23 protein-coding genes are annotated in these 22,748 nt (G+C 36.7%); 16 read left to right on the top strand and 7 right to left on the bottom strand.

Going from position 1 to position 22,748, the window contains the following annotated elements; all coding sequences use genetic code 11:
* The first annotated feature begins 81 nt into the window (after nt 1-81).
* Together LGQ02_RS13560 and LGQ02_RS13555 are read left to right on the top strand one after the other, a co-directional pair.
* Entirely contained in the window at nt 82-537 is a 456-nt protein-coding gene (locus LGQ02_RS13560) for a hypothetical protein (protein WP_226514897.1), read from the top strand.
* 190 nt (nt 538-727) lie between these two features.
* Nucleotides 728-856, top strand: coding sequence for a GapA-binding peptide SR1P (locus LGQ02_RS13555; RefSeq protein ID WP_226514896.1), 129 nt, complete (start codon nt 728-730; stop codon nt 854-856).
* Nucleotides 857-1,269: 413 nt separating this feature from the next.
* On the opposite strand, the gene LGQ02_RS13550 is transcribed toward LGQ02_RS13555, so the two are convergent.
* A complete protein-coding gene (locus LGQ02_RS13550) occupies nt 1,270-2,754 on the bottom strand; it encodes an aminotransferase class I/II-fold pyridoxal phosphate-dependent enzyme (protein ID WP_226514895.1) in 1,485 nt (494 codons plus the stop codon).
* 221 nt (nt 2,755-2,975) lie between these two features.
* On the opposite strand from LGQ02_RS13550, the gene LGQ02_RS13545 reads away from it, so the two are divergent.
* Nucleotides 2,976-3,251 carry a UPF0223 family protein gene (locus LGQ02_RS13545; protein WP_226514894.1) on the top strand — a complete coding sequence of 92 codons (276 nt, stop codon included), beginning with the start codon at nt 2,976-2,978 and terminating at the stop codon, nt 3,249-3,251.
* A 288-nt stretch (nt 3,252-3,539) separates the two neighbouring features.
* On the opposite strand, the gene LGQ02_RS13540 is transcribed toward LGQ02_RS13545, so the two are convergent.
* Nucleotides 3,540-4,178 (bottom strand): YktB family protein, encoded by a 639-nt coding sequence (locus LGQ02_RS13540; RefSeq protein ID WP_226514893.1) that lies wholly within the window; start codon nt 4,176-4,178, stop codon nt 3,540-3,542.
* Between the two features lie 310 nt (nt 4,179-4,488).
* Here LGQ02_RS13540 and LGQ02_RS13535 point away from each other — a divergent pair, with 310 nt between their 5' ends.
* The gene (locus LGQ02_RS13535; protein WP_226514892.1) at nt 4,489-4,677 is read left to right on the top strand and encodes a hypothetical protein; all 189 of its coding nucleotides are present in this window, start codon (nt 4,489-4,491) and stop codon (nt 4,675-4,677) included.
* Nucleotides 4,678-4,981: 304 nt separating this feature from the next.
* A complete protein-coding gene (locus LGQ02_RS13530) occupies nt 4,982-5,761 on the top strand; it encodes an inositol monophosphatase family protein (RefSeq protein WP_226514891.1) in 780 nt (259 codons plus the stop codon).
* A gap of 19 nt (nt 5,762-5,780) precedes the next feature.
* Here LGQ02_RS13530 and LGQ02_RS13525 read toward each other — a convergent pair whose 3' ends face one another.
* The gene (locus LGQ02_RS13525; protein WP_226514890.1) at nt 5,781-5,969 is read right to left on the bottom strand and encodes a DUF5325 family protein; all 189 of its coding nucleotides are present in this window, start codon (nt 5,967-5,969) and stop codon (nt 5,781-5,783) included.
* A gap of 210 nt (nt 5,970-6,179) precedes the next feature.
* On the opposite strand from LGQ02_RS13525, the gene LGQ02_RS13520 reads away from it, so the two are divergent.
* Nucleotides 6,180-6,527, top strand: a complete 348-nt coding sequence (locus LGQ02_RS13520) for a YlaH-like family protein (RefSeq protein WP_226514889.1) — start codon at nt 6,180-6,182, stop codon at nt 6,525-6,527.
* An 85-nt stretch (nt 6,528-6,612) separates the two neighbouring features.
* On the opposite strand, the gene LGQ02_RS13515 is transcribed toward LGQ02_RS13520, so the two are convergent.
* Nucleotides 6,613-6,816 (bottom strand): YlaI family protein, encoded by a 204-nt coding sequence (locus LGQ02_RS13515; RefSeq protein ID WP_226514888.1) that lies wholly within the window; start codon nt 6,814-6,816, stop codon nt 6,613-6,615.
* Nucleotides 6,817-7,162: 346 nt separating this feature from the next.
* Between LGQ02_RS13515 and LGQ02_RS13510 the strand changes: the two genes are divergently transcribed.
* On the top strand, nt 7,163-7,618 hold the full coding sequence (locus tag LGQ02_RS13510) for a pyridoxamine 5'-phosphate oxidase family protein (RefSeq protein WP_226514887.1): 456 nt from the start codon (nt 7,163-7,165) through the stop codon (nt 7,616-7,618).
* 36 nt (nt 7,619-7,654) lie between these two features.
* On the opposite strand, the gene LGQ02_RS13505 is transcribed toward LGQ02_RS13510, so the two are convergent.
* Nucleotides 7,655-8,254 carry a YhcN/YlaJ family sporulation lipoprotein gene (locus tag LGQ02_RS13505; RefSeq protein ID WP_226514886.1) on the bottom strand — a complete coding sequence of 200 codons (600 nt, stop codon included), beginning with the start codon at nt 8,252-8,254 and terminating at the stop codon, nt 7,655-7,657.
* Between the two features lie 122 nt (nt 8,255-8,376).
* Here LGQ02_RS13505 and LGQ02_RS13500 point away from each other — a divergent pair, with 122 nt between their 5' ends.
* The gene (locus tag LGQ02_RS13500) at nt 8,377-9,708 is read left to right on the top strand and encodes a PhoH family protein (protein ID WP_226514885.1); all 1,332 of its coding nucleotides are present in this window, start codon (nt 8,377-8,379) and stop codon (nt 9,706-9,708) included.
* A gap of 97 nt (nt 9,709-9,805) precedes the next feature.
* Here the strand turns inward: LGQ02_RS13500 and LGQ02_RS13495 are convergent, their stop codons facing one another.
* The gene (locus LGQ02_RS13495) at nt 9,806-10,291 is read right to left on the bottom strand and encodes a peptidyl-prolyl cis-trans isomerase (protein ID WP_226514884.1); all 486 of its coding nucleotides are present in this window, start codon (nt 10,289-10,291) and stop codon (nt 9,806-9,808) included.
* A 96-nt stretch (nt 10,292-10,387) separates the two neighbouring features.
* Here LGQ02_RS13495 and glsA point away from each other — a divergent pair, with 96 nt between their 5' ends.
* From glsA to LGQ02_RS13475, 4 genes are all read left to right on the top strand, one after another.
* Complete coding sequence (gene glsA, locus LGQ02_RS13490; RefSeq protein ID WP_226514883.1) at nt 10,388-11,317, top strand: glutaminase A; 930 nt, start codon at nt 10,388-10,390, stop codon at nt 11,315-11,317.
* A gap of 186 nt (nt 11,318-11,503) precedes the next feature.
* Complete coding sequence (locus LGQ02_RS13485) at nt 11,504-11,791, top strand: Fpa/YlaN family protein (protein WP_226514882.1); 288 nt, start codon at nt 11,504-11,506, stop codon at nt 11,789-11,791.
* A 913-nt stretch (nt 11,792-12,704) separates the two neighbouring features.
* Nucleotides 12,705-16,151: a pyruvate carboxylase gene (pyc, locus tag LGQ02_RS13480; RefSeq protein ID WP_226514881.1), complete on the top strand. Its 3,447-nt coding sequence runs from the start codon at nt 12,705-12,707 to the stop codon at nt 16,149-16,151.
* A gap of 138 nt (nt 16,152-16,289) precedes the next feature.
* On the top strand, nt 16,290-16,733 hold the full coding sequence (locus LGQ02_RS13475; RefSeq protein WP_226518315.1) for a Dps family protein: 444 nt from the start codon (nt 16,290-16,292) through the stop codon (nt 16,731-16,733).
* A gap of 84 nt (nt 16,734-16,817) precedes the next feature.
* Here LGQ02_RS13475 and LGQ02_RS13470 read toward each other — a convergent pair whose 3' ends face one another.
* A complete protein-coding gene (locus tag LGQ02_RS13470; RefSeq protein WP_226514880.1) occupies nt 16,818-17,720 on the bottom strand; it encodes a COX15/CtaA family protein in 903 nt (300 codons plus the stop codon).
* A gap of 556 nt (nt 17,721-18,276) precedes the next feature.
* Here LGQ02_RS13470 and cyoE point away from each other — a divergent pair.
* The 4 genes from cyoE (at nt 18,277) to LGQ02_RS13450 (ending at nt 22,748) form a co-directional block, all read left to right on the top strand.
* Entirely contained in the window at nt 18,277-19,209 is a 933-nt protein-coding gene (gene cyoE, locus LGQ02_RS13465; RefSeq protein WP_226514879.1) for a heme o synthase, read from the top strand.
* 33 nt (nt 19,210-19,242) lie between these two features.
* Nucleotides 19,243-20,259, top strand: coding sequence for a cytochrome c oxidase subunit II (coxB, locus tag LGQ02_RS13460; RefSeq protein ID WP_226514878.1), 1,017 nt, complete (start codon nt 19,243-19,245; stop codon nt 20,257-20,259).
* A gap of 69 nt (nt 20,260-20,328) precedes the next feature.
* On the top strand, nt 20,329-22,125 hold the full coding sequence (ctaD, locus tag LGQ02_RS13455; protein WP_226518314.1) for a cytochrome c oxidase subunit I: 1,797 nt from the start codon (nt 20,329-20,331) through the stop codon (nt 22,123-22,125).
* 2 nt (nt 22,126-22,127) lie between these two features.
* The gene (locus tag LGQ02_RS13450) at nt 22,128-22,748 is read left to right on the top strand and encodes a cytochrome (ubi)quinol oxidase subunit III (protein ID WP_226514877.1); all 621 of its coding nucleotides are present in this window, start codon (nt 22,128-22,130) and stop codon (nt 22,746-22,748) included.

Genomic DNA, 22,748 nt, shown 5'->3' with positions numbered 1-22,748 from the left:
AGGTGACATTTGTCTTTCGTTTACTATGTTATACTAAATAAAATATTTCTTCAGCGATGATTGAAAAGCGGGGTGTTGTTCGTGAATAAATCCGACTTGTTAGATACGTTAAGGCTTGAAGCGGGCCGGGCTTATGATTATTCCTCCGATTCAGACGATTTTATTAAAAAAGTAGTCCATGCAATTTATAAAAATTCAGGGAAGATTTGCAACGTATCTGTCTATGAATTTAATAAAAAAAACCATTCATACGACAGCATGTTTGTTCTTGGTGACAAAAAAGAAAAAAGAAAACAGCCTTTTGGACTAGGTTTCATTGACTTATGCTCCTTAAAAACATCTTTTTACTTGAACAATAATGGAGAACAAGTAACGATGGCCCCTGTTTATGAAGGAAAACGTTTAAAATTTGTCCTTGCCTTTTATGTGTGTGAAGATGTATATAAAATCACGAGTGAAGATATCGAATTTATTGATGAATTAATACGGTTTATAGAAGCAAGAAACTCAACTTTTAATCGAAAAGAAGAATCTTAAGTATTGAAAAGCCTTCGGCATTGTCGAGGGCTTTTTTAATTCTGTTATAAAGATATTAATAATAACGAAATGAAATTGGGCATATTTACCCTTAATGTGTTATACAGAATCTGTTGACAAAACAAATATGTCATACTAAAATAGAAGTACAGTTAAGCGTTTTCATTTTATACGAAAAGGAGTGTCATACATGGGAAGCATTGTATGCCAAACTTGTGAAGAAATCATTGAATGGTACGAAGATGAAAAGGTATCGGTGCTATATGGAAGTTGTTGCGATTGTGCAGATGAAAAGCAGTTAGATCATCAAGAAGTATAATATGAAAAAGCTTGGTTAATTCTAAACAGTTCGGTTAGAGAAGGGGAAATACAAAAAACATTATTGTAACACACATTTTAGCAGGTCAATTAGGCCTGCTATTTTTATTGGTATTGAATTAACAGTACTTTTAGTACAATTTTTGATTATCTAATAGTATCCTTTCAACCTTTTAAAGGCTTGTTAATTATGGTGTAAATACTTAGCATAGAAAAGGATATATAGTTATATTCGTTTCTGCTTTAGCTATAGTCTAGTATTCTTTATTGTTCTTTTAACGCTTCTCTTGGAATATCTTTTAATTCGGTTGCTCGTCGCTTTTCGAAGTGATATCGGAGTAGCGAATGATTTGGGTTTCTACGATTGACGCCGTTAATACAAAAAAAGGCACAATGAATGTGCCTCTAAATAGGTTATACTATTGCTTTTCTTTCTCGGATTACTCTTATGGTTTTTAACGTCGGGTCCTCTGGCCCTTGGACTGGTAAGCCGGCTTCCATATTTTTTGAAATATATGTTAAGTTTTCTTTATCAATAATCTCTCCTGGAATTAAAATAGGAATCCCAGGTGGGTATACCATGACAAATTCAGCACTTACTCTTCCATCAGATTGATTCAATGGAATAATTTCAGTTTCAGCATAAAATGCATCTCTCGGTGAGAAGGCTAGAGTTGGAATATTAGGGACGTATACATTTACATTTTCACGTTCTTTTTTTTCTGTCGTTTGTAATCTTTGTTTTGAAAGCTTAGTTAATGCTTCGATTAATTTTTCCGTTTTCGCTTCCGAATCACCGAGTGTAATGATACATAAGATGTTATACAAATCACTTAGTTCAACTTCAATTTGATAATTTTCTCTAAGCCAAACTTCCACTTCATATCCGGAAATGCCAAGCTCTTTTACAGATATAATAATTTTTGTTGGATCCATGTCAAAGATGGCCCGGTCGTCTAATAGTTCTGTTCCTGGAGAATAAATGCCTTTGATATTGTTAAGTGCCTCTCTAGTTCGTTTGGATAATGAGATTGTATCATTTAATAATTCTTCACCATTAATGGCAAGATGTCTGCGTGCCGCATCTAATGAAGCTAATAAAATGTAAGACGTAGACGTAGTCGTTAACATACTAATTATACTTTGTACACGATGTTTTGAAACTCTAGGACCTTGAATATTTAATACCGAGCTTTGAGTTAAAGATCCCCCAAGTTTATGAACACTTGTAGCAGCCATATCGGCTCCTGCTTGCATGGCTGATAAAGGAAGGTCTTCATGAAAATGAATGTGAACGCCATGAGCCTCATCGACGAGAACTGGAATGTCATAACTATGTGCTAATGCTACAATACGTTTTATATTGGCTGAAATGCCGAAATAAGTAGGGTTAATAACAAGTAGTCCCTTTGCATCTGGGTGAGCTTTTAATGCTTTATCTACTGATTCTACAGTAATTCCGTGTGAAACCCCTAATGATTTATCGAGTTCAGGGTGGATGAAAATTGGTGTAGCACCGGAAAATACAATCGCTGACATAATTGATTTATGAACGTTTCTCGGGACAATAATTTTCTCTCCAGGACCGCAAACACTCATAATCATTGTCATGATTGCACCACTTGTACCTTGAACTGAAAAAAAAGTGTGTTCAGCACCAAATGCTTCAGCAGCTAATTGTTGTGCTTCTTTAATAATACCATCTGGATGGTGGAGGTCATCTAATGGAGATATGTTAATTAAATCTAAAGAAAGGACATTATCTCCTATGAATTTACGGAAGGATGGGTCCATGCCTTCACCGCTTTTATGGCCAGGAATATGAAATTGAACGGGTTCACTCTGAATATGTTGCAAAAGTCCATCAAATAAAGGAGTTTTTGATTGTTTGTCGTTCAAATAAATCACCTCTTTCTTTAACGTACGCTTCCTTTAAAAATTTAAACTGTTTGTATTTTTTTATATAATTTTCAGTTTTGGTGATATTAGAAAGGAATTGTCATTAATGTTAAAATACAATTATTATAAAGTTTGTTCAAAATGGCTTTGTTTCTATAAAACAAGGAAGAGTATACCAAAATGTATAGGAAATGAAAATAGGAAATAGTGAGGTGCCCTAGTTGAAAAATGAAGTGAGTTTTCCAATCTCATATGATTGGTCAAAAGATGAAGTGGTAGATGTGATTCATTTTTATGAAGCGATTGATCAAGCTTATAAAAAAGGTGTTGATCGTGACTTAATGATAGGTTTGTATAAACGCTTTAAAGAAATTGTCCCTTCTAAGTCTGAAGAGAAGCAATCATTTAAAGATTATGAAGAGCAAACAGATCAATCACCGTATCACGTTGTGAAGAAAGCGAAGGAAGCATCTCCAGAAACGATTATTAAAATGTAGAAAAAAGCGCCAAGGTATGCGGGGATGAACGCATGGACTTGGCGCTTTTTTATCATTAGCTACACTAAAAATACATTGCTACGAAAGGTTGAAGTCACACTGTTCATAATACTCGAATTCGCCACAGATAGGCGCTTTCACCTCTAGGCACAAGTGCGACAGCCTCCTCGTATGTTGCTGGGTATTCTAAAGTTATGGTTCCTATCACTTCTCCGAGCTTTATAACAAACAACGAAGTTTACGAAAACAGCTTATTATTAAATATCGATTCGAAAAATCACTCGTTTACTATTCTTCAATGCTGTAGTCACGCATGGACATTTTATATAACGGTGTTAACATTTCAAATGTTTCTTGTACATAATTGATGAATTTATCACCGTCTTGTAAGAGGGGATCATTTGCATCAATATGTCGCCCAATAAGAAATTCAGCTTTTTTTACATCACGAAAGCGTTCCAGTGCTTTTTGTAAGTCAATTGATTCAATTGACTCTGCATCCTTTTTCATATGATCTAGTGAAATGACATAATCATTTGGAATATTTTCTTTCACAGAGTCAAGATCATCTAAGAATACGTTAGCAATTTCTGATTTATTTGGTAATTCATAAATAAATGCCAGCCATATAAATACGTGATCATCAAACATGCCAACTTGAAAATGAGGATGCTTTTTGTAGCCACGTTTATTATGACAATAGGCAGACCAAGTATCGTTAGGTGGATTAACTTTTCTACGGGCGTGCTTTGCAACGTGTAAGTGCATTTCATGACCAACTGATCTAGAGAGGTTTTCTATTATGTCTTCTGAAATGTTCTTAAATTTTGGCTGGATCCGTTCTTTAATTCCTTCCATTCTTTCTTCAAGGCCCTCAATATGAAAGACGTTAAAGTCGTCTTTATGAAACCCATTAAAAGTTGTCATATGTTTACACTCCTTATGTGTACTGTTTCGTGTGCGAACAGTTACTTTTTATGTCTAATAAGGTTAAAAAATGTAGGCAACAATCATAGTTTATCATATGAATAAATAGAAAGAAAAAGAGATGCCCTTTATTAGGACAATGTTTAGACAGGCTTTTATTGTGGTAAACAAAATTAACAAACAAGAAACCGTACCAAATTTATGGTCTCTTTCATACTCTATATTAATCACCACTGATAACTTGTTTTTAGTTCATATATCGCTGGTATTTGCTCGGAATTAAGAGAATGAAAAGAAGAGGTGTAAATTGATGGAAAAAGTGATACAGACATTAAAAAGAAGAGATGGTGAAAGGCGTATCCCAGTTTTAAAGATGGAAATTGACTATGAACTTTTAACGTTGTACGACGCATTACAAGCGAATGAAAAAGACCAAATAGAACAGAGCAAAAGAAAGTTAGAAAAACTTAGGTATGAATGGTTAAGATTAGAACCTTAGAAACCATTTCATTGAAATTTTTCGCAAAGGTGAGCATGTCATTTTTGCAACAAAGCTTTCTTAATAAAATCGAAATTAGTTAAGCGTAACTAGGTTCTTCATTCGCCAAAGGCTCGGCACTCGCCGAGTTTCTTTAACGTTTAAGGTTGTTAAGTCTTTCTCAATTAAGACTTAACGGTAAGATCATTTCTAAGTGGATTTATAATTATTAAAACCTCCTGTAAGTTGGAACAATAAAATTGCACAAAGGAGAGTCTTATGATATATGTATAAATACGAATTTTGACAAAGAGGAGGATGCTGTTTGACTAATGAGGGTTGGCGTCAATTATACGATCAAGCAATAAAATGGACGAAGGAAGCTGGAGAATACATAAAAAAAGAAATGGTAAAAAGCTTTCAAATTAGTACGAAAGCGAATCAGCATGACTTAGTTACCGATGTAGATAAAGGTGTCGAGGATTTTTTTAGTAAAAAGCTTAACGAATCTTATCCTGAGCATCGGTTAATGGGAGAAGAAGGGACAGCAGAAAACATTCATGATTTAAAAGGGACGATATGGATTTTAGACCCGATAGATGGGACTGTTAACTTTGTCCATCAAGAAAGCTACTTTGCTATTTCCATTGGCATTTATCAAGAAGGTGTAGGGAAAATTGGGATTGTCTATGATGTTATGCATGATGAACTTTTCACTGCTCTAGAAGGTGAAGGAGCATATTTAAATGAGAGGCGCCTTGATCCATTACAACCAGTTAATATGGAGCAAGCCATTTTAAGCTTTAATGCAGGGTGGATCTTAAAAGATCGACGTTTAGAGAAGTTGGTTAAACAATCCCGAGGTATACGCTCTTATGGTGCGGCAGCACTAGAAATGGCTTATGTAGCTGCAGGCAGGTTAGACGCATACATTAGCTTTAACTTAGCTCCGTGGGATATCGCAGGGGGTGCTGTGATCATTAAAGAAGTTGGCGGAAAGACAACAAATTATGAAGGAGAAGAATTATCGTTTTTATCAAAAGATACGTTACTTGCTGCGAGTCCAATCATACATGAAAAAATCTTAAGTGAAATTGATAAGTAATAGTGAAAAGGACGAGCGGTTATGCTCGTCCTTCTTGTTCTCTTAATTTTTTCTTTCGAGTAAACCCTGCACCTAACGATACAATAAAGATAACAATAGATGCTAAAATAATCATAATACTTTCTTCAGCTATCCCAACACCAACACTGATAAGGCTAGCAGTACCTATAAGGGCTAATAAAAAGAATGATAAATCAAATGACCTCATCACGCAAACCTCCCTACTTTCTATTGTAAACGAAAACGGATACATATAAAAGGTGAAAGATATTGGTGGAATAAGATAACGATTGTCATTGGTTTTTTTACATAAAAAAGAGTAGTCCATCAAGTGATGATTTTTATGATATAATATACAAGTATGGATGAAAGTCCGACAGTATATCCATCAATCCTTAGAGGTTTAGGAGTGACATAGATGATTTTGGCAACAAAGACGCCAGCGAGTGCACCGAATATGACCCCATTTGCAGAATGGTTAGGTGCAACAAACCCTGAAAACTTTTTATTTGCTTTTACAATTATGTACATCGTTATTAACGTACTTACAATTCTTGTTTTCAATTTAGGTTTTGCACGAAAACTACCAATATTAAAAACAATTATTGTTTATGTGATGATGCTTTTTGGTAATATTTTCATTACATTTTTAGCTTTGACCTTACCAATTATTGAATCACTGTTTGTAGCTGCGCTTGTTCTTGGTCTTTATAAATTCCAGATGAAACGGCATAAAAGTGAAGAAGAGACATCAACTCAAGAGTAATTCCGAAAACTTTGTATACGAATATGAAAAAAGGCTGTCCTAAATGCTTTGCATTTATAGGACAGCCTTTTTTGGTGAGTTTTTCTTAAATGAGTTCTTCTTCAGTTTCCTCACTATTATAAAGTTTGAAATTTCCTGTTTCTTTTCTTTTTTCAGTTCTTTCTTCAATTCGAGATGAACAAGTTTCACACATATATGTGTGAATAGGGCGATTCCTTAGTTTTTTAGCTAGTGGGGAGTAATCATCTATATTTTCAATGACATCACATATAACACATTTTACTCTCATAATACACCTCACGTAATCAGGATGGTAGTTTCGTTTCAAGTTTATAATTGTAGATCACATTCGTTTAGCTTGTATAACTTAACAACAACTAAATAGACTTTTTAGTGAATATTCGTACGAATTTGTATAAGCTTTTTAATAAGCATAATTATTTTCATATGAAGATATTAGTACTTGTAACATATCTTCATACATATATTATAACACGTTCATCTTTTTTGTTAAAATACGTATTAATAATATAAGTTATTGTGCTTACTTTCTTTGAAGTTTCAGCAAAAAGGTTTTATCTTTTGAAAAAGATAGGTATAGTAGTATTGTAAAATAAATTAAGGAGGAATCCTGCATGGCTAATCAAGTTGAAACAGAATTAACTGAAGAACTTCTCCCCCTTTTAAGACAAGAAAGATATGTAACAATAGCAACAGTTGATCATGACAATGGAGGACCAAATGTAAATGCGATTTCATGGGTTTACGGTCAAGATTCAAAAACGGTGCGTTTTGCGGTAGATAATCGTTCTCGCATTGTAGAAAATATCCGTAAAGAGCCACAAGTAACATTAACGGTTATTGGTGCTGGATCTACATATGCGATTGCAGGTGAAGCAAAAGTTATCCATGAAAAAATGGAAGATGTTCCTTTAAAATTAGCATTAGTAGAAATATCTGTATCTGAAGTACGTGATGTCATGTTCTATGGTGCGCGTATTACGACTGAACCGAAATATGAAAAAACGTATGATAAAGATGCTGCAGAAAAGCTCGATCGTCAAGTAATGGCAGCAATGAAAAAAGACTAATAAAAAAGCTGTCTCATGATGAGACAGCTTTTTTTATTATTCCTGTACATTTCTTTTATTGTCTACTCTCCCTTTACTTTGTTCATCTTGAAGTTCCTCTAAGTCACGTTCATCAGATGGATCTGTCCGTTCCTCATTTGAGTCTAGTGGCTCTGCCTGTTGATGTTCTTCACTAGGGACAACTGGGATGATACGTCCTACGATAGCCGCTAGTTCATCGGCAATGGCTGTTAATGGCCTTCCTTGTCCCATTTCAACACGCATCTCCTCAATTCTGTTTACGATATCAGGATCGGCTGTTACTGCGGCTTGAGCACCGTAAGGGTCATCTGCTAATGCTTCAGCAACTTGATGTTTAATTGAACCAACACCGGATTGATCAACCTCACCATCTACATCAATCCCAACAAGGGCATACGGACCGAGGACGATTGCTGTTGCTCGGTTTACATCTGCAACTTCTGTACTTAACCTTGCTAAATGGTTTGCTACATCAGTTGCTGTATATTGTTCCGCGTGATAACCACCGTATTGATCAGTTTCAATTTGATCTTCATATCTAGCACCTTCATTTGGAGCTTGGCATGCAATGAACAGAAATAGTGGTAAGAGAAAAATGATCATGTATTTTCCCATTTAAATCACTCACTTTCTATCAATATTTTTACTATTGTTCGTTTTAGCGTCTATCTTTATTCGAAACTTCATACATTGTAATAAACAACATAGAGATAAAATGTTTTTTAGGAGGCGAGACATTGGATAAGCGGCGCTACATTCTAGATACGAACGTTCTACTACAAGATCCACTGGCGATCTATGCATTTGATTGTCATGAAGTAGTTATCCCAGCTGTTGTCTTAGAAGAAGTTGATTCGAAAAAGAGGTATATGGATGAAGTTGGACGAAATGCGCGGTATGTAGCCAGGTTATTAGATGATTTAAGAGAAAAGGGGAAGTTACATTTAGGTGTAGCCCTACCTAATCGGGGCTCATTAAGAGTCGAATTGAATCATCGTTCTTTTGAGAAAATGAAAGGTCATTTTATTGAACCAACAAATGATAATCGTATATTAGCAGTTGCTTTAAATATGAAATATGAAGAAGAAGAGAAAGGTTCTGATGTTCATGTAACACTCGTTAGTAAAGATGCCCTATTGCGTGTTAAAGCTGATGCCTTAGGGTTGCATACAGAAGACTTTTTGAGTGACCGTGTAGTGCAATACGATCGTATGTATAAAGGTTATCAGGAAAACTGGCTCCCCCCGGAAACACTAGATCAATTATTTCAAGAGAAATCGTTATCTACTGAAAGAGTAGCAGATCACCCAATTTTCCCAAATCAATTTTTTATTTTAAAAGATGAAACAAATGCATCTCGTTCTGCCTTAGCGATGGCGAATCATACTGGAGAACAATTAAAATTGTTCCTAGCAAATGAAGACCCGATATGGGGAATTAAGCCAAGAAACGTTCAACAGCGCATGGCTGTAGAATTGTTAACTCGTGAGGACATTCCACTTGTTACATTGGCTGGAAAGGCTGGAACCGGGAAAACTTTATTGTCATTAGCGGCAGGGTTATATTTAACAGAGGATTTACAAAGATATAAGAAGTTGCTAGTGGCCAGGCCTGTAATTCCAGTAGGGAAGGATATTGGCTTTCTTCCAGGAGAAAAAGAAGAGAAATTACGTCCATGGATGCAGCCAATCTTCGATAACCTTGAATTTTTATTTAATGCAAAAAAGCCAGGTGAACTAGAGCAAATATTAGCAGGGATGGGGTCAATTCAAGTAGAGGCTCTCACATATATTCGTGGAAGAAGTATTCCGGATCAATTTATCATCATTGATGAAGCGCAAAATTTAACGAAACATGAAGTGAAAACGATTTTGACGAGGGTAGGAGAAGGTAGTAAAATTGTTTTGATGGGGGACCCAAAGCAAATTGACCACCCTTATTTAGATGAATATACGAATGGGTTAACCTATGTTACTGAAAGATTAAAGCATTTAGGTGAAACAGGGCATATAAAGCTACAAAAAGGGGAACGTTCAGGGTTAGCACAAATGGCTGCAGATTTATTATAGTCATAAGTAAAACTTGTAACATATTTTTTATATAATATGAATAAGAGCGGAGACGTCCTCTATTGTAGGATAGCTCCGCTTTTTAGTGGGTAGATTATTATTCAACGATAATTTGTTCGATTGAAGTAATTGGATTGTCTTTGTTAGAGCCATCTCGATAGTAAAAGTGTACAGGTCCATCTTCTACTAATGGGCTTCCTTTATGGGAGAAACCTAATATCCCCTCTTGAGCTTCTTCTAAAACAATTTTATGATCTTCTCCCTCTTTACACTTAAAAAGAATGTGGCTTGCTTGTTCATTAGGAGTAGCATTTCTTAAAAATGGGTATAAAGGAATACCATATGAGGATTCCTTTATTTCTTTACGACTCATTTTTACGTCATTTCCATTGGAAAAAGATTTTGTACCTTCTTGTCTATGGTTATCCCATGCTTTTCCTAGATCATTTAATTCTTGGTTTTGATGATTTAATTGATCTTGGGAAAAATAAGTATCAAGGTCTACTTTGCGGTCATCAAAAATCCATACCCCAGGATCAATGGTAATTGTATGTTGCACATTTCCTTTAATTAATAAAATCATTTCGACAACTCTCCTTAGAAAACTTTCTTCAAGTATAAAATGAATGTAAGCGTTTGTCACGAAAAGTGTCGAAGGAGAGGTTAGGAGGTAAACTAGATGATATGTAATGATAAAGAAGCCATTGATTATATGGTTGAAGAAGCAAATACATATACGAAGGATGGTAGGGTAGCAGATTATATCCCTGCTTTAAAAGTTGCAGACCCAGATACACTTTCAGTTGCTATATATGAAAACGAAAAAACATGTATTACAGCAGGGAATACGGAGGAGACTTTTACACTCCAAAGTATCTCTAAAGTATTAACTTTAGCTTTAGCATTGATGGATAGAGGAGAAGATGAAGTGTTTTCTCGTGTTGGTATGGAACCGACTGGAGACCCATTTAATTCGATGATTAAGCTTGAGACGCATTCACCTTCTAGGCCATTAAATCCAATGATAAATGCAGGAGCATTGGCAGTAACTTCAATGATTTATGGGTCTTCTGTTGATGAAAAGTTGGGAAGACTGTTAGCTTTCATTCATGAGTTAACAGGGAATTCCTCCATACGTTATGATGAAAAGGTTGCAAAATCAGAATATGAAACAGCTGACTTAAACCGCTCACTAAGTTACTTTATGAAACAACATGGAGTGATCGAAGACGAGGTAGAACATTTACTTGAACTTTATACAAAGCAATGTGCTATTGAAGTCAATTGCAGAGACTTAGCAAAAATCGGCTATATCATTGCAAATGAAGGGAAACATGTAGAGTCTCAACGTCCAATCATTCCATTGCATATTGCGCGTATCTTAAAAACATTTATGGTTACATGTGGAATGTATAATGCATCTGGTGAATTTGCTATTCGTGTAGGAATTCCTGCAAAAAGTGGTGTATCAGGTGGGATCATGGCATCTGTACCATACGGGGTAGGAATTGGTATATACGGACCTGCACTAGACGATAAAGGAAACAGTATTGCAGGGATGAGGTTGTTAGAGTCTCTCTCTCAAAGGTACGATTTAAGTATTTTTTAATAGCGTACACCTGAACAATTACGTATATTTTCACTATACGTTAACAAGGAAGCCAATAAAAATAAAGTGAATAAGTTATATAATATAGAAAATAAAATGAATAGTTCTTACTGAACCTGTTGCATTTTATTGTTTGAGAAGATAATATGTATTAATAGGAACAGTTTTAGAGTAGGAGGGATTCATATGTCAGTTGAGACCGTTTCCGGACAGAGCGAGAAAGCTTATGCCCTTCTAAAAGAAGATGCTCAAAAGATCCTAAACTTGATCGAAGTCCAAATGACAAACTTAACGATGCCTCAATGTCCTCTTTATGAAGAGGTTCTAGATACACAAATGTTCGGCTTATCAAGAGAAATCGATTTTGCGATTCGATTAAACTTGATCGGTGAAGAAGAGGGAAAGCAGCTGCTAGATCAATTAGAAAAACAGTTGTCGGCTCTTCATGAGGCCTCGATGAAAAAAAATAATTAACTTCTTTTTAACCAAACGATGACATGTCGTTTGGTTTTTTATTACACTTTAAGAATTTTTAACTTTGCGAAAGGATTAAAGTGTAACTGCAACTAAGGCTTTAAGGACTGGCGATAAGCAAAGTTTTGTTTAATGGATTTTTTAAAAGAGTGCTCCTGCGCCGCTACGCTTGCTCGTCGCAGACTACGTGCCTCTTCCTCTTCAAGCACTTCATGGAAGATGATACGTCGAGGCAGCTCGAAGAATATTCGGAGAAGCGAATGCTCGGTGCTCCTGCGCCGCTACGCTTGCTCGTCGCAGACTACGTGCCTCTTCCTCTTCAAGCACTTCATGGAAAATGATGCGTCGAGGCAGCTCGAAGAATATTCGGAGAAGCGAATGCTCGTTGCTCCTGCGATTACTCGTCGCAGCTCGGAGTTTATTCTTGGAGGTATTGCTCGGTGCTCCTGCGATTACTCGTCGCAGATAAAGAATGCTCCTGCGATTACTCGTCGCAGGTAAAGAGTGTTGCTTTTGAAATGAAAGGTTAATACATAAACTCACTAAGCTGTGAAAGGTTGCGACTCCTGCAACTAGCATCGCTTCACGAGATAGCTACGAGTTGTCTCGACGGACAGGACGTCCTAATACTGTGCATACCAGAGGACGTGGCGTATTGCGCGGTGGACGGATGGTTAAGGTGATTATTTCTCGATTAATCACGATGATGAAGGAAGAGAACTGAATAAATATAAAATGATAAAGAATTCGCGCTATTTCAAACATTTATAATGGATTAGGGTGAATTATTTGTTTTAGCAGGTAACAATTGATGAAATAGCTAGATGAAAATGATAATATAGGTATAAGTTTTTACAAAATAGGATGTATATCCAACCAAGGTTAAAAATTGAGGTAAGGGGGACGCACTAACATGAAGAGACTTGAACGTATTAATAAGATTTTAGTAGCTAACCGCGGAGAAATTGCTATACGTATCTTTCGAGCATGTACAGAGTTAGATATTCGAACAGTTGCGATATATTCTCAGGAAGATACAGGAGCTTACCACCGATACAAAGCAGATGAAGCATATCTTGTAGGAGAAGGAAAAAAACCAATTGATGCTTACCTCGATATCGAAGGTATTATTGAAATTGCAAAAAGAAACGGCGTGGATGCGATCCATCCTGGATACGGATTTTTATCAGAAAATATTGACTTTGCGAGAAGGTGTAACGAGGAAGGAATTATCTTCATTGGTCCATCAATTGAGCATTTAAATATGTTTGGTGATAAAGTACAAGCTAGGCAAACGGCTATCTCAGCTGGAGCTCCTGTTATACCAGGAACTGAAGAGCCAGTAAAAGGACTTGAGGAAGTAGCTAGTTTCGCAGAGGACCACGGCTTCCCGATAATTATTAAAGCGGCACTTGGCGGAGGTGGCCGTGGTATGAGAATCGTTCGCTCGAAAGATGAATTAAAAGATGCCTATGAAAGAGCGCGTTCTGAAGCAAAAGCTTCCTTTGGTAATGATGCTGTTTATGTAGAGAAGTTCATCGAAAACCCAAAACATATCGAAATACAAATTTTGGGAGACCACCACGGAAACCTTGTTCATTTATATGAAAGAGATTGTTCGGTACAGAGAAGACATCAAAAGGTTGTGGAAGTCGCACCTAGCGTTTCCTTGTCAGAAGAAGCAAGGGAAAGGATTTGTGATTCTGCGTTAACATTAATGAAAAACATTGATTACATAAATGCCGGGACAGTCGAGTATTTAGTCACAGATGATGAAGAATTTTATTTTATTGAGGTTAATCCGCGTGTTCAAGTGGAGCATACGATTACAGAAATGATTACTGGTATAGATATCGTTCAATCGCAGATTTATATTGCTGACGGAAAAGATTTGCATGGTCAAGAAATGGGGATACCAAAGCAAGAAAAAATTATCACGCACGGTTATGCGATTCAATCACGAGTAACAACAGAGGACCCGCAAAATCAATTTATGCCAGATACAGGTCGAATTATGGCTTACAGGACAGGTGGAGGGTTCGGTGTCCGACTTGATGCAGGGAATGGATTCCAGGGTGCAGTCATATCCCCACACTATGATTCTTTACTAGTAAAAGTATCAACTTGGGCGCTTTCATTTGAAAATGCTGCACATAAAATGGTGCGAAATCTTAGGGAATTTAGAATTAGAGGGATTAAAACAAATATCTCCTTCTTAGAAAATGTCGTGATGCACGAGAAGTTTCTGAAAGGTGAATACAGTACATCGTTCATTGATTCTACACCTGAGTTATTTGTCTTTCCTAAGCGAAAAGACCGTGGAACGAAGATGCTTTCATTTATAGCAAATACGACAGTGAATGGCTACCCAAGTATTGGAATAAAGAAGAAGCCAGTTTTTGAAAAGAGGAGAGTTCCAAAGGTTCCTTATTCTGAATCAGTACCAAAAGGAACGAAACAGCTGTTAGACGAAAAAGGGCCTGAAGGTTTAGCAGAATGGGTAAAGAAACGAAACGAAGTATTAATTACTGATACAACCTTCCGTGATGCCCACCAATCATTACTAGCAACAAGAGTTCGTACAACTGATTTAAATCAGATTGCTGAACCAACGGCACGGATGTTACCTAACTTATTTTCTATGGAAATGTGGGGAGGAGCGACATTTGATGTCTCTATGCGGTTCTTACATGAAGATCCTTGGAAACGCCTCATTCTACTAAGAGAAAAAGCACCGAACGTCTTGTTCCAAATGTTACTACGATCTTCAAATGCGGTTGGATACAAAAACTATCCGGATAATTTAATCGAAGCATTTGTCGCAGAATCTGCAGATGCTGGCATTGATGTTTTTAGAATTTTTGATAGTTTAAATTGGGTGAAAGGAATGCGACCAGCGATTGAAGCAGTACGTAAGTCTGGAAAAATAGCTGAAGCAAGCATCTGTTACACAGGGGATATTTTAGACGTAAATCGTTCGAAATATGACTTGAATTACTATTTATCAATGGCTAAAGAATTAGAAGAGTCTGGTGCTCATATTTTAGGAATAAAAGATATGGCTGGTCTCTTAAAACCAAAGGCAGCTTATGAGCTTATCACAGCTCTAAAGGATACGGTAAATATTCCAATTCACCTTCACACACATGATACGAGTGGAAATGGAATTTTCACATATGCACAAGCAATTGATGCTGGGGTAGATATTGTAGATACGGCATTGTCTTCAATGGCAGGCTTAACGAGTCAACCGAGTATGAATTCTCTGTACCATGCATTAAGTGGCCATGAGCGAAAGCCTGACATAAATATTGGAAACGTAGAAAAGTTAAATGCTTTTTGGGAAGATACGCGTAAGTATTATCAAGACTTTGAAAGTGGGATGATGTCACCACATCCTGAAATTTATGAGCATGAAATGCCAGGGGGGCAATATAGTAACTTACAACAACAAGCAAAAGCTGTTGGACTTGGTGACCGTTGGGATGAAGTTAAAAATATGTATCGTACAGTAAATCATATGTTCGGTGATATCGTAAAAGTAACACCATCTTCAAAAGTCGTTGGTGATATGGCGCTATTTATGGTACAAAATGATTTAACAGAAGAACTCGTATATGAAAAAGGAGAAACAATCGATTTTCCTGACTCTGTCATAGAGTTTTTCCGAGGGGAATTAGGCCAACCTTACCAAGGATTCCCTAAACGACTGCAAGAAATCATTTTAAAAGATAGTGAGCCAATTACAGAACGACCTGGAGAAGGGATGGAACCAGTTGATTTCGAAAAAGTAAGAGAAACACTATATAACAAACTAGGAAGGCAAGTAACCTCCCACGACATTTTATCTTACGCACTTTATCCAAAGGTTTATTTAGACAAAGAAACTTTTAATGAGCAATTTGGTGATGTTTCTGTTCTTGATACACCTACATTCTTTTACGGGCTTCGACTAGGTGAAGAAATAGAAGTGGAGATTGAACAAGGAAAAACATTAATTGTCAAACTCGTTTCTGTAGGTGAAGCGCAAAAAGATGCGACGAGGGTGATCTATTTTGAATTAAATGGCCAACCTCGAGAAGTCGTTGTACGAGATGAAAATGTAGAATCGGTTGTTGCTGTAAAAATGAAAGCTGATAAAAACAATGAGAAACATATTGGTGCTTCCATGCCAGGAACAGTTGTCAAGACATTAGTTGATAAAGGGGACAAAGTTAAAAAAGGTGACCATTTAATGATTACAGAATCAATGAAAATGGAAACGACAGTCCAAGCCCCTTATGATGGAACAATTAAACAGTTACATGTTACAAGTAATGAAGCAATTCAAGCTGGGGATCTTCTTGTAGAATTTGAATAAAAAAGTTCATAAAGTTGTCAGAACGAGGAGTTGAAGTATACTCCTCGTTCTTTGTTATAATTAATATGAAAAAGCAGTTTAAAATAAAGCTTTTTCGGGGATTTAATAAATGAACAATAATTTAGGGAGTTGATCATGATGGCACACGAAAAACAAACAGAAATTTTAAATCGTCATGTATCCAATTGGAATGTGTTGTTTGTAAAACTACATAATTACCATTGGTATGTAAAAGGACCTCACTTCTTTACACTTCATGAGAAGTTTGAAGAGCTATACGACGAAGCGGCTGGTCATATTGATGAGCTTGCGGAACGCTTACTAGCTGTAGATGGAAAGCCAGTTGGTACGATGAAGGAGTATTTAAACATATCTACGATTAAAGAAGCAGAAGGGGAAAAGTCTGCAGAACAAATGGTACAAGATCTTGTAAAAGATTTTGATAAAGTTGTTGAAGAATTAAAATCCGATATTGAAAAATTAGAAGATGTTGGTGACGAGCCAACAGCAGATATGCTTATTGGTGTGCGTCAATCCGTTGAAAAACATAACTGGATGTTGAAATCATTCTTAGGTGAATAATAAAAAAACTAGGTGTTCCCACCTAGTTTTTTTGTTTCAAGAGATATTTTTAGAAGTCGCACCTTACAGATTGTAGCTAAGAATTTAAGAAGTTTTGGAGCGGTATGCTAGTAATGTTGTATAACTTACCGCACCGAATAAAATGCTAATAAAGAAAGCGTGAAACATCGTTGCTTCTAATGCCAAGCTAGACAATACGACGTAAGCACCACTTAATACTTGAATCGTAATAAGGACGAAGCTAATAAGGCCAGAATAAAATAATGGTTTGTTATCTTTATGATTTTTTACGATAAGCACAAACATATAAGCAATTACAAGAAATAATATTCCAGCCAAGAGGCGGTGGAAGAATTGAATTGTAACTGTAAAGTTCGTAAATTCTGGAATGATTTGTCCATTACATAACGGCCAGCCAGTACAACCAGCACTTGATCCAGTGTGGCGAACGTACGCTCCTGTATAAACAACGATATAAATATAAACGAGTACAAAATAAATGTAATTTTTTAGCCCTTTCGATAATGTAGGGCTTAATAAGTGATCATCTTTTCCATCTTCAAATGCTAGGACAGTTAATAGTAAAACACTTGTAAAAGAGATTAATGAAAACCCGAAGTGTAAAGCCATGACCGCGTTAGATTGTCCCCATACAACCGCTGCAGCTCCGAGTAACCCTTGGAAAATAATAAATAAAATAGCAATAATGGCAAAGAACTTTGTTTCTTTTAAATGACCGAGCTTTTTCCAGCTCCAAATAGCTAAAATGATTACCATAATTCCTAATAATCCTGATACGAGGCGATGTGTATATTCGATCAACGTCTGAATCGTAGGAGATTCAGGGAAAACTTGACCATAACAGAGCGGCCACTCTGCTCCACATGCATCTCCAGAGCCTGTTTGAGTAACTAACGCACCTTGAATTAGTACAACAAGCATTCCTAGTGTGGTAATAATACCATACGTTTTTAGTGCTTTATGCATGGATTAAAGTCACCAACTTTCTATAAATAAAGTGAAAATAATTTTCGAAAATAATATTATCCATATTTGAAGTGGAAAATTTTAGTGAGGTATCAATGACAATGTATCTCTTTCTTTTACAATACTCGACCTTCATTTTATTGAGATCGTGTAAAAAAGTCAATTTGAATTGTTCATAAATCACGTGCGATAAAAAAGAAAATTCATGAAATGTTCATAAATTCGTCACATTTCACAAAAGATTTATGAAGAATTTATTAATATTAGTAACATGAATATGGTAAAATGTTTGTGGTTTTGTCACAATGCTTTCTAGATCGTTAAATTTTTTGTGATGAAAATCACTGTAGGATCGTTTATAATGTGATTTAAGGTCTAATAAATCTTATTATGTAGTTGTAAATAGTTTTTAAGGATAATATTATGGTTATAGGGGATTTGTTTTTAGACTATTTATTAAAAAGTAGTATTTCAAACGCAAGCTGATTATTAGACTATTTTTTGTTTTCATGGTTTTATTTTATTAAGTACAATGGTTTTGTGGGGGGTGAAGCAAGTGAATAAAGTATCTTCAATAACGACTGCTGATGCTGTAAATGACCAAACAGAAGAAAAAAGCGTTAACAAAGTTTCATGGAGATCATATTTAGCAATTTCAAAAACTGGAATAGTCATGTCTAACTTAATTACGACATTTGCCGGTCTATATTTAGCTGCTTACTATACTGGTGCTTCATTAGGAAGTGATCCTTTAACAGCATTACTTGCACTTTTAGGGTCAGCATTAATCATTGCCGGTAGTTGTGCATTAAACAACTATATAGATCGTGATATTGACCCGTATATGGAAAGAACAAAAGAACGTCCATCAGTAAGTGGGGAGTTAAACGGGAAACAAATATTAACGTACGGTCTAACAATTTCCTTATTAGGAATCATTATGCTAGCAATGACTGAAATCATTGCTGCAGTAATAGGGTTAGCCGGAATGGTTACTTATGTCGTTTTATATTCAATGTGGACAAAACGAACAACAACATTAAATACGATTGTCGGTAGTTTTTCCGGGGCAGTTCCACCGTTAATTGGGTGGGCTGCGATAGACCCAGGATTACATCCAATCGCCTGGTCGCTGTTTTTAATTATGTTTATTTGGCAGCCACCACACTTTTTAGCATTAGCAATGAAGCGTGTAGATGAATATAAGCGTGCAGGTATTCCTATGTTACCTGTTGTTGCAGGATTTGCAATGACGAAAAGGCAAATAGTCTGGTACGTTGCAGCTATCATACCTGTTTCGTTAACAGTTGCGCACTTCGGGGTTATCTACACTGTCGTTGCGACAATCTTAGGAGTCGGCTGGTTGGCCTTAGGCTTAGCTGGCTACAAATATAAAGATGACATTAAGTGGGCAAAACAAATGTTTGTATACTCATTAAATTATTTAACAATTTTGTTTGCACTAATGGTCATTGTTCACATGTTTTAAGATTTAATTAAAGAAAGAGGGGTTTGAAACGAGATGAAATACTTTTGGCGACTATTTCCATTATCTTTCATCTTGCTGATGTCTGGTTGTGGAATGCAAAACTTATCTGCTCTTGATCCACAAGGTCCTGTTGCAGAGGGGCAGTTTTCCTTAATCATGCTCAGCTTGTACATTATGATTTTTGTTATTGTGGTCGTCTTCGTTCTTTATGTGATTGTACTGTTACGCTTCCGTGAGCGTCCAGGAGATACACATATTCCGAAGCAAGTCCACGGGAATCGCGGACTAGAGTTCGTTTGGACAATTATTCCAATTATCTTACTTATTATTTTAGCTGTACCGAACGTCATGCAGACGTTTACATTAGCTGATATGGAACCAGGTGAAGATGAGGAAGTAGTAAATGTAAGAGTTACTGGACACCAATTCTGGTGGGAATTTGAGTATCCTGACTACGGTATTACAGCAGGACAAGACTTGTACATCCCAACAGATACTAGAATCATGTTTGAACTAGAAGCTAGTGATGTTATCCACGCATTCTGGGTTCCTGCTTTAGCGGGTAAACAAGATAACGTTCCTGGTATTACAAACTATTTGTGGTTCGAAGCACCTAATGAAGGTGTTTACCGCGGTAAATGTGCTGAATTATGTGGGGAAGGCCACGCATGGATGGACTTTAGAGTTATTGCGGTAGACCCGGATACTTTTGACACTTGGGTTCAGAACATGGAAGAGCCGCCTGCACATGTAACAGAACCACAATCAGAGGTTGCTGTTGAAGGCCGTCAAGTATTTGAACAGAACTGTATTAGCTGTCACGCAGTTGGTGAGGAAGGTGGAAATCTTGGACCGAACCTTACAAACTATGGTGAAAGAGATGTACTTGCTGGGTTCTTAGATCCAAATGATGAGAACTTAGAAGATTGGCTTCGTTATCCTCAAGAGTTGAAACCAGGAAATGAAATGCCAGGATTTGATCATCTAGCAGATGATGAAATGAATGCACTTATTGAATATTTAAATGACTTAAAAGTATTAGAAGATTAATGGCTAAATAAGGGGGTAAATAACGTGTCTTACGAGAAGGCTCAGTCAAAAAGCGTGCTTTGGGACTGGATGACGACGGTTGACCATAAAAAGATTGGTATTATGTACTTCGTCGCAGGCGCATTCTTCTTTGCCTTAGGTGGTTTAGAAGCGATTTTAATGCGTATTCAACTTATGTTCCCAGAAGCATCTTTCTTACCTGCGCAAACGTTTAACGAATTGTTAACGATGCACGGGACTACAATGATATTCTTGGCAGCAATGCCACTTCTATTTGGATTTATGAACTATATTATTCCACTTCAAATTGGCGCTCGAGATGTTGCCTTTCCATTTTTGAACTCTTTAGGGTTTTGGTTGTTCTTCTTTGGTGGAATATTATTAAATCTTAGCTGGTTCTTAGGCGGAGCTCCTGATGCGGGGTGGACTGCTTACGTACCGTTAGCTAGTGAATACTCAGGTTCAGGTATTGACTTTTATATTCTAGGTTTACAAGTTAGTGGTGCCGGTACATTAATTGCCGGGATTAACTTCTTAGTAACAATCATTAACATGAGAGCACCAGGCATGAGTATGATGAGAATGCCGTTATTTACATGGAGCTCTTTTGTTGCGTCTATGTTAATTTTATTCGCGTTCCCTGCATTGACAATCGGTTTATTACTATTGATGCTAGAGCGTATCTTTGGTGCAACGTACTTTGCTGTTGACTTTGGTGGTAACGTAGTTATTTGGCAGCACTTATTCTGGATCTTTGGACACCCAGAAGTATACATTTTAATTTTACCTGCATTTGGTATTTTTTCTGAAATTATTCCAACGTTTTCTAAAAAACGTTTATTCGGTTACTCAGCAATGGTATTTGCAACATTAATTATCGGTTTCTTAGGGTTCATGGTTTGGGCTCACCACATGTTCACAGTAGGTATGGGACCAGTTGCAAACTCGATCTTTGCAGTAGCAACAATGGCAATCGCCGTTCCAACCGGTATTAAAATCTTTAACTGGCTCTTAACGTTATGGGGCGGCCGAATTAAAATTAATACGGCAAATTTATTTGCTTTAGGTTTTATTCCGTCTTTCGTAATGGGTGGGGTAACAGGTGTTATGCTTGCAACAAGTGCAGCAAACTACCAGTTCCATGACACGTATTTCGTCGTTGCCCACTTCCACTACGTTATCATTGGTGGGGTAGTACTAGGTATTTTCGGTGGTGCATTCTACTGGTGGCCAAGAATGTTCGGTTACAAGCTGAACGAAACATTAGGAAAATGGTTCTTCTGGTTATTCCTATTTGGTTTCCACTTAACATTCTTTGTCCAGCACTTCCTAGGTCTAATGGGAATGCAACGTCGTATTGCGACTTATTTTGAAGGTCAAGGTTTTGAAACAATGAACCTTATTAGTACGATTGGCGCGTTCTTAATGGGTGTTGCATTTATCCTATTCGTTGTGAATATCTTTGTTTCAATGAAAGACAAAGAAACAACTGGCGACCCATGGGATGGTCGTACACTTGAATGGTCTATACCATCACCAACACCTGAATACAACTTTGCACAAACACCACTTGTTCGTGATGTTGATGCATTATGGTATGAAAAATATGAAGGTGAAGGTAAAATAAAAGCAGCAGAACCTTTAGGTGACATTCATATGCCGAATGGTTCAATTATTCCTATGGTAATGTCAATTGGTCTATTTATTGCAAGTTTCGGATTTATTTATCATTCACCAGACTCAAATGCATGGATGATAGCTGTACTTGGTTTATTGATCAATTTCGGTGCTATGTTCGTTCGATCAATTAAAGAAGATCACGGTTACCATATTCCAGCAGAAGAAGTTAAAAAGGAGGTTAGGTAAATATGGCACATGATCAAGCTGTAGAAAATCAAACCTTGCCTCCAAATCCTGAAAAAGCAACGTTAGAAGGAAAGAATAAATTTTTAGGATTTTGGTTTTTCTTAGGTGGAGAAACGGTTCTATTTGCAAGTTTATTCGGAACATATTTAGGATTACGTGGAGGTACACTAGATGGACCGGGGCCAGCTGACCTCTTCCATTTACCACTTGTATTTATTATGACAATGTTCCTTTTAACGAGTAGTTTAACAAGTGTGTTTGCGATCATCTCGATGAAAAAAGGTAACTACAAAGGTTTATTATTATGGATGTGGGTTACTGTATTCCTTGGAATACTCTTCTTAGGGTTTGAAATTTATGAGTTCTATGAGTATTACCATTATGGTCTAGGGTTTACGACTAGTGCATTTGCTTCATCATTCTATACATTAGTCGGAACTCACGGTGCGCACGTTGCTTTCGGTATCGGTTGGATTATCACATTATTAATTCGTTACCGAAAAACAGGTCTAACACTGACGAATGCACCTAAGTTTTATGTAGCAGTACTATACTGGCACTTCATTGATGTTGTGTGGGTATTCATCTTTACGGTTGTATATTTAATGGGACTAGGAGGGTAA

The sequence above is a fragment of the Bacillus shivajii genome, assembly GCF_020519665.1.
Lineage (GTDB): Bacteria > Bacillota > Bacilli > Bacillales > Salisediminibacteriaceae > Bacillus_CA > Bacillus_CA shivajii.
This window is presented reverse-complemented; position numbering and strand designations above follow the sequence as displayed.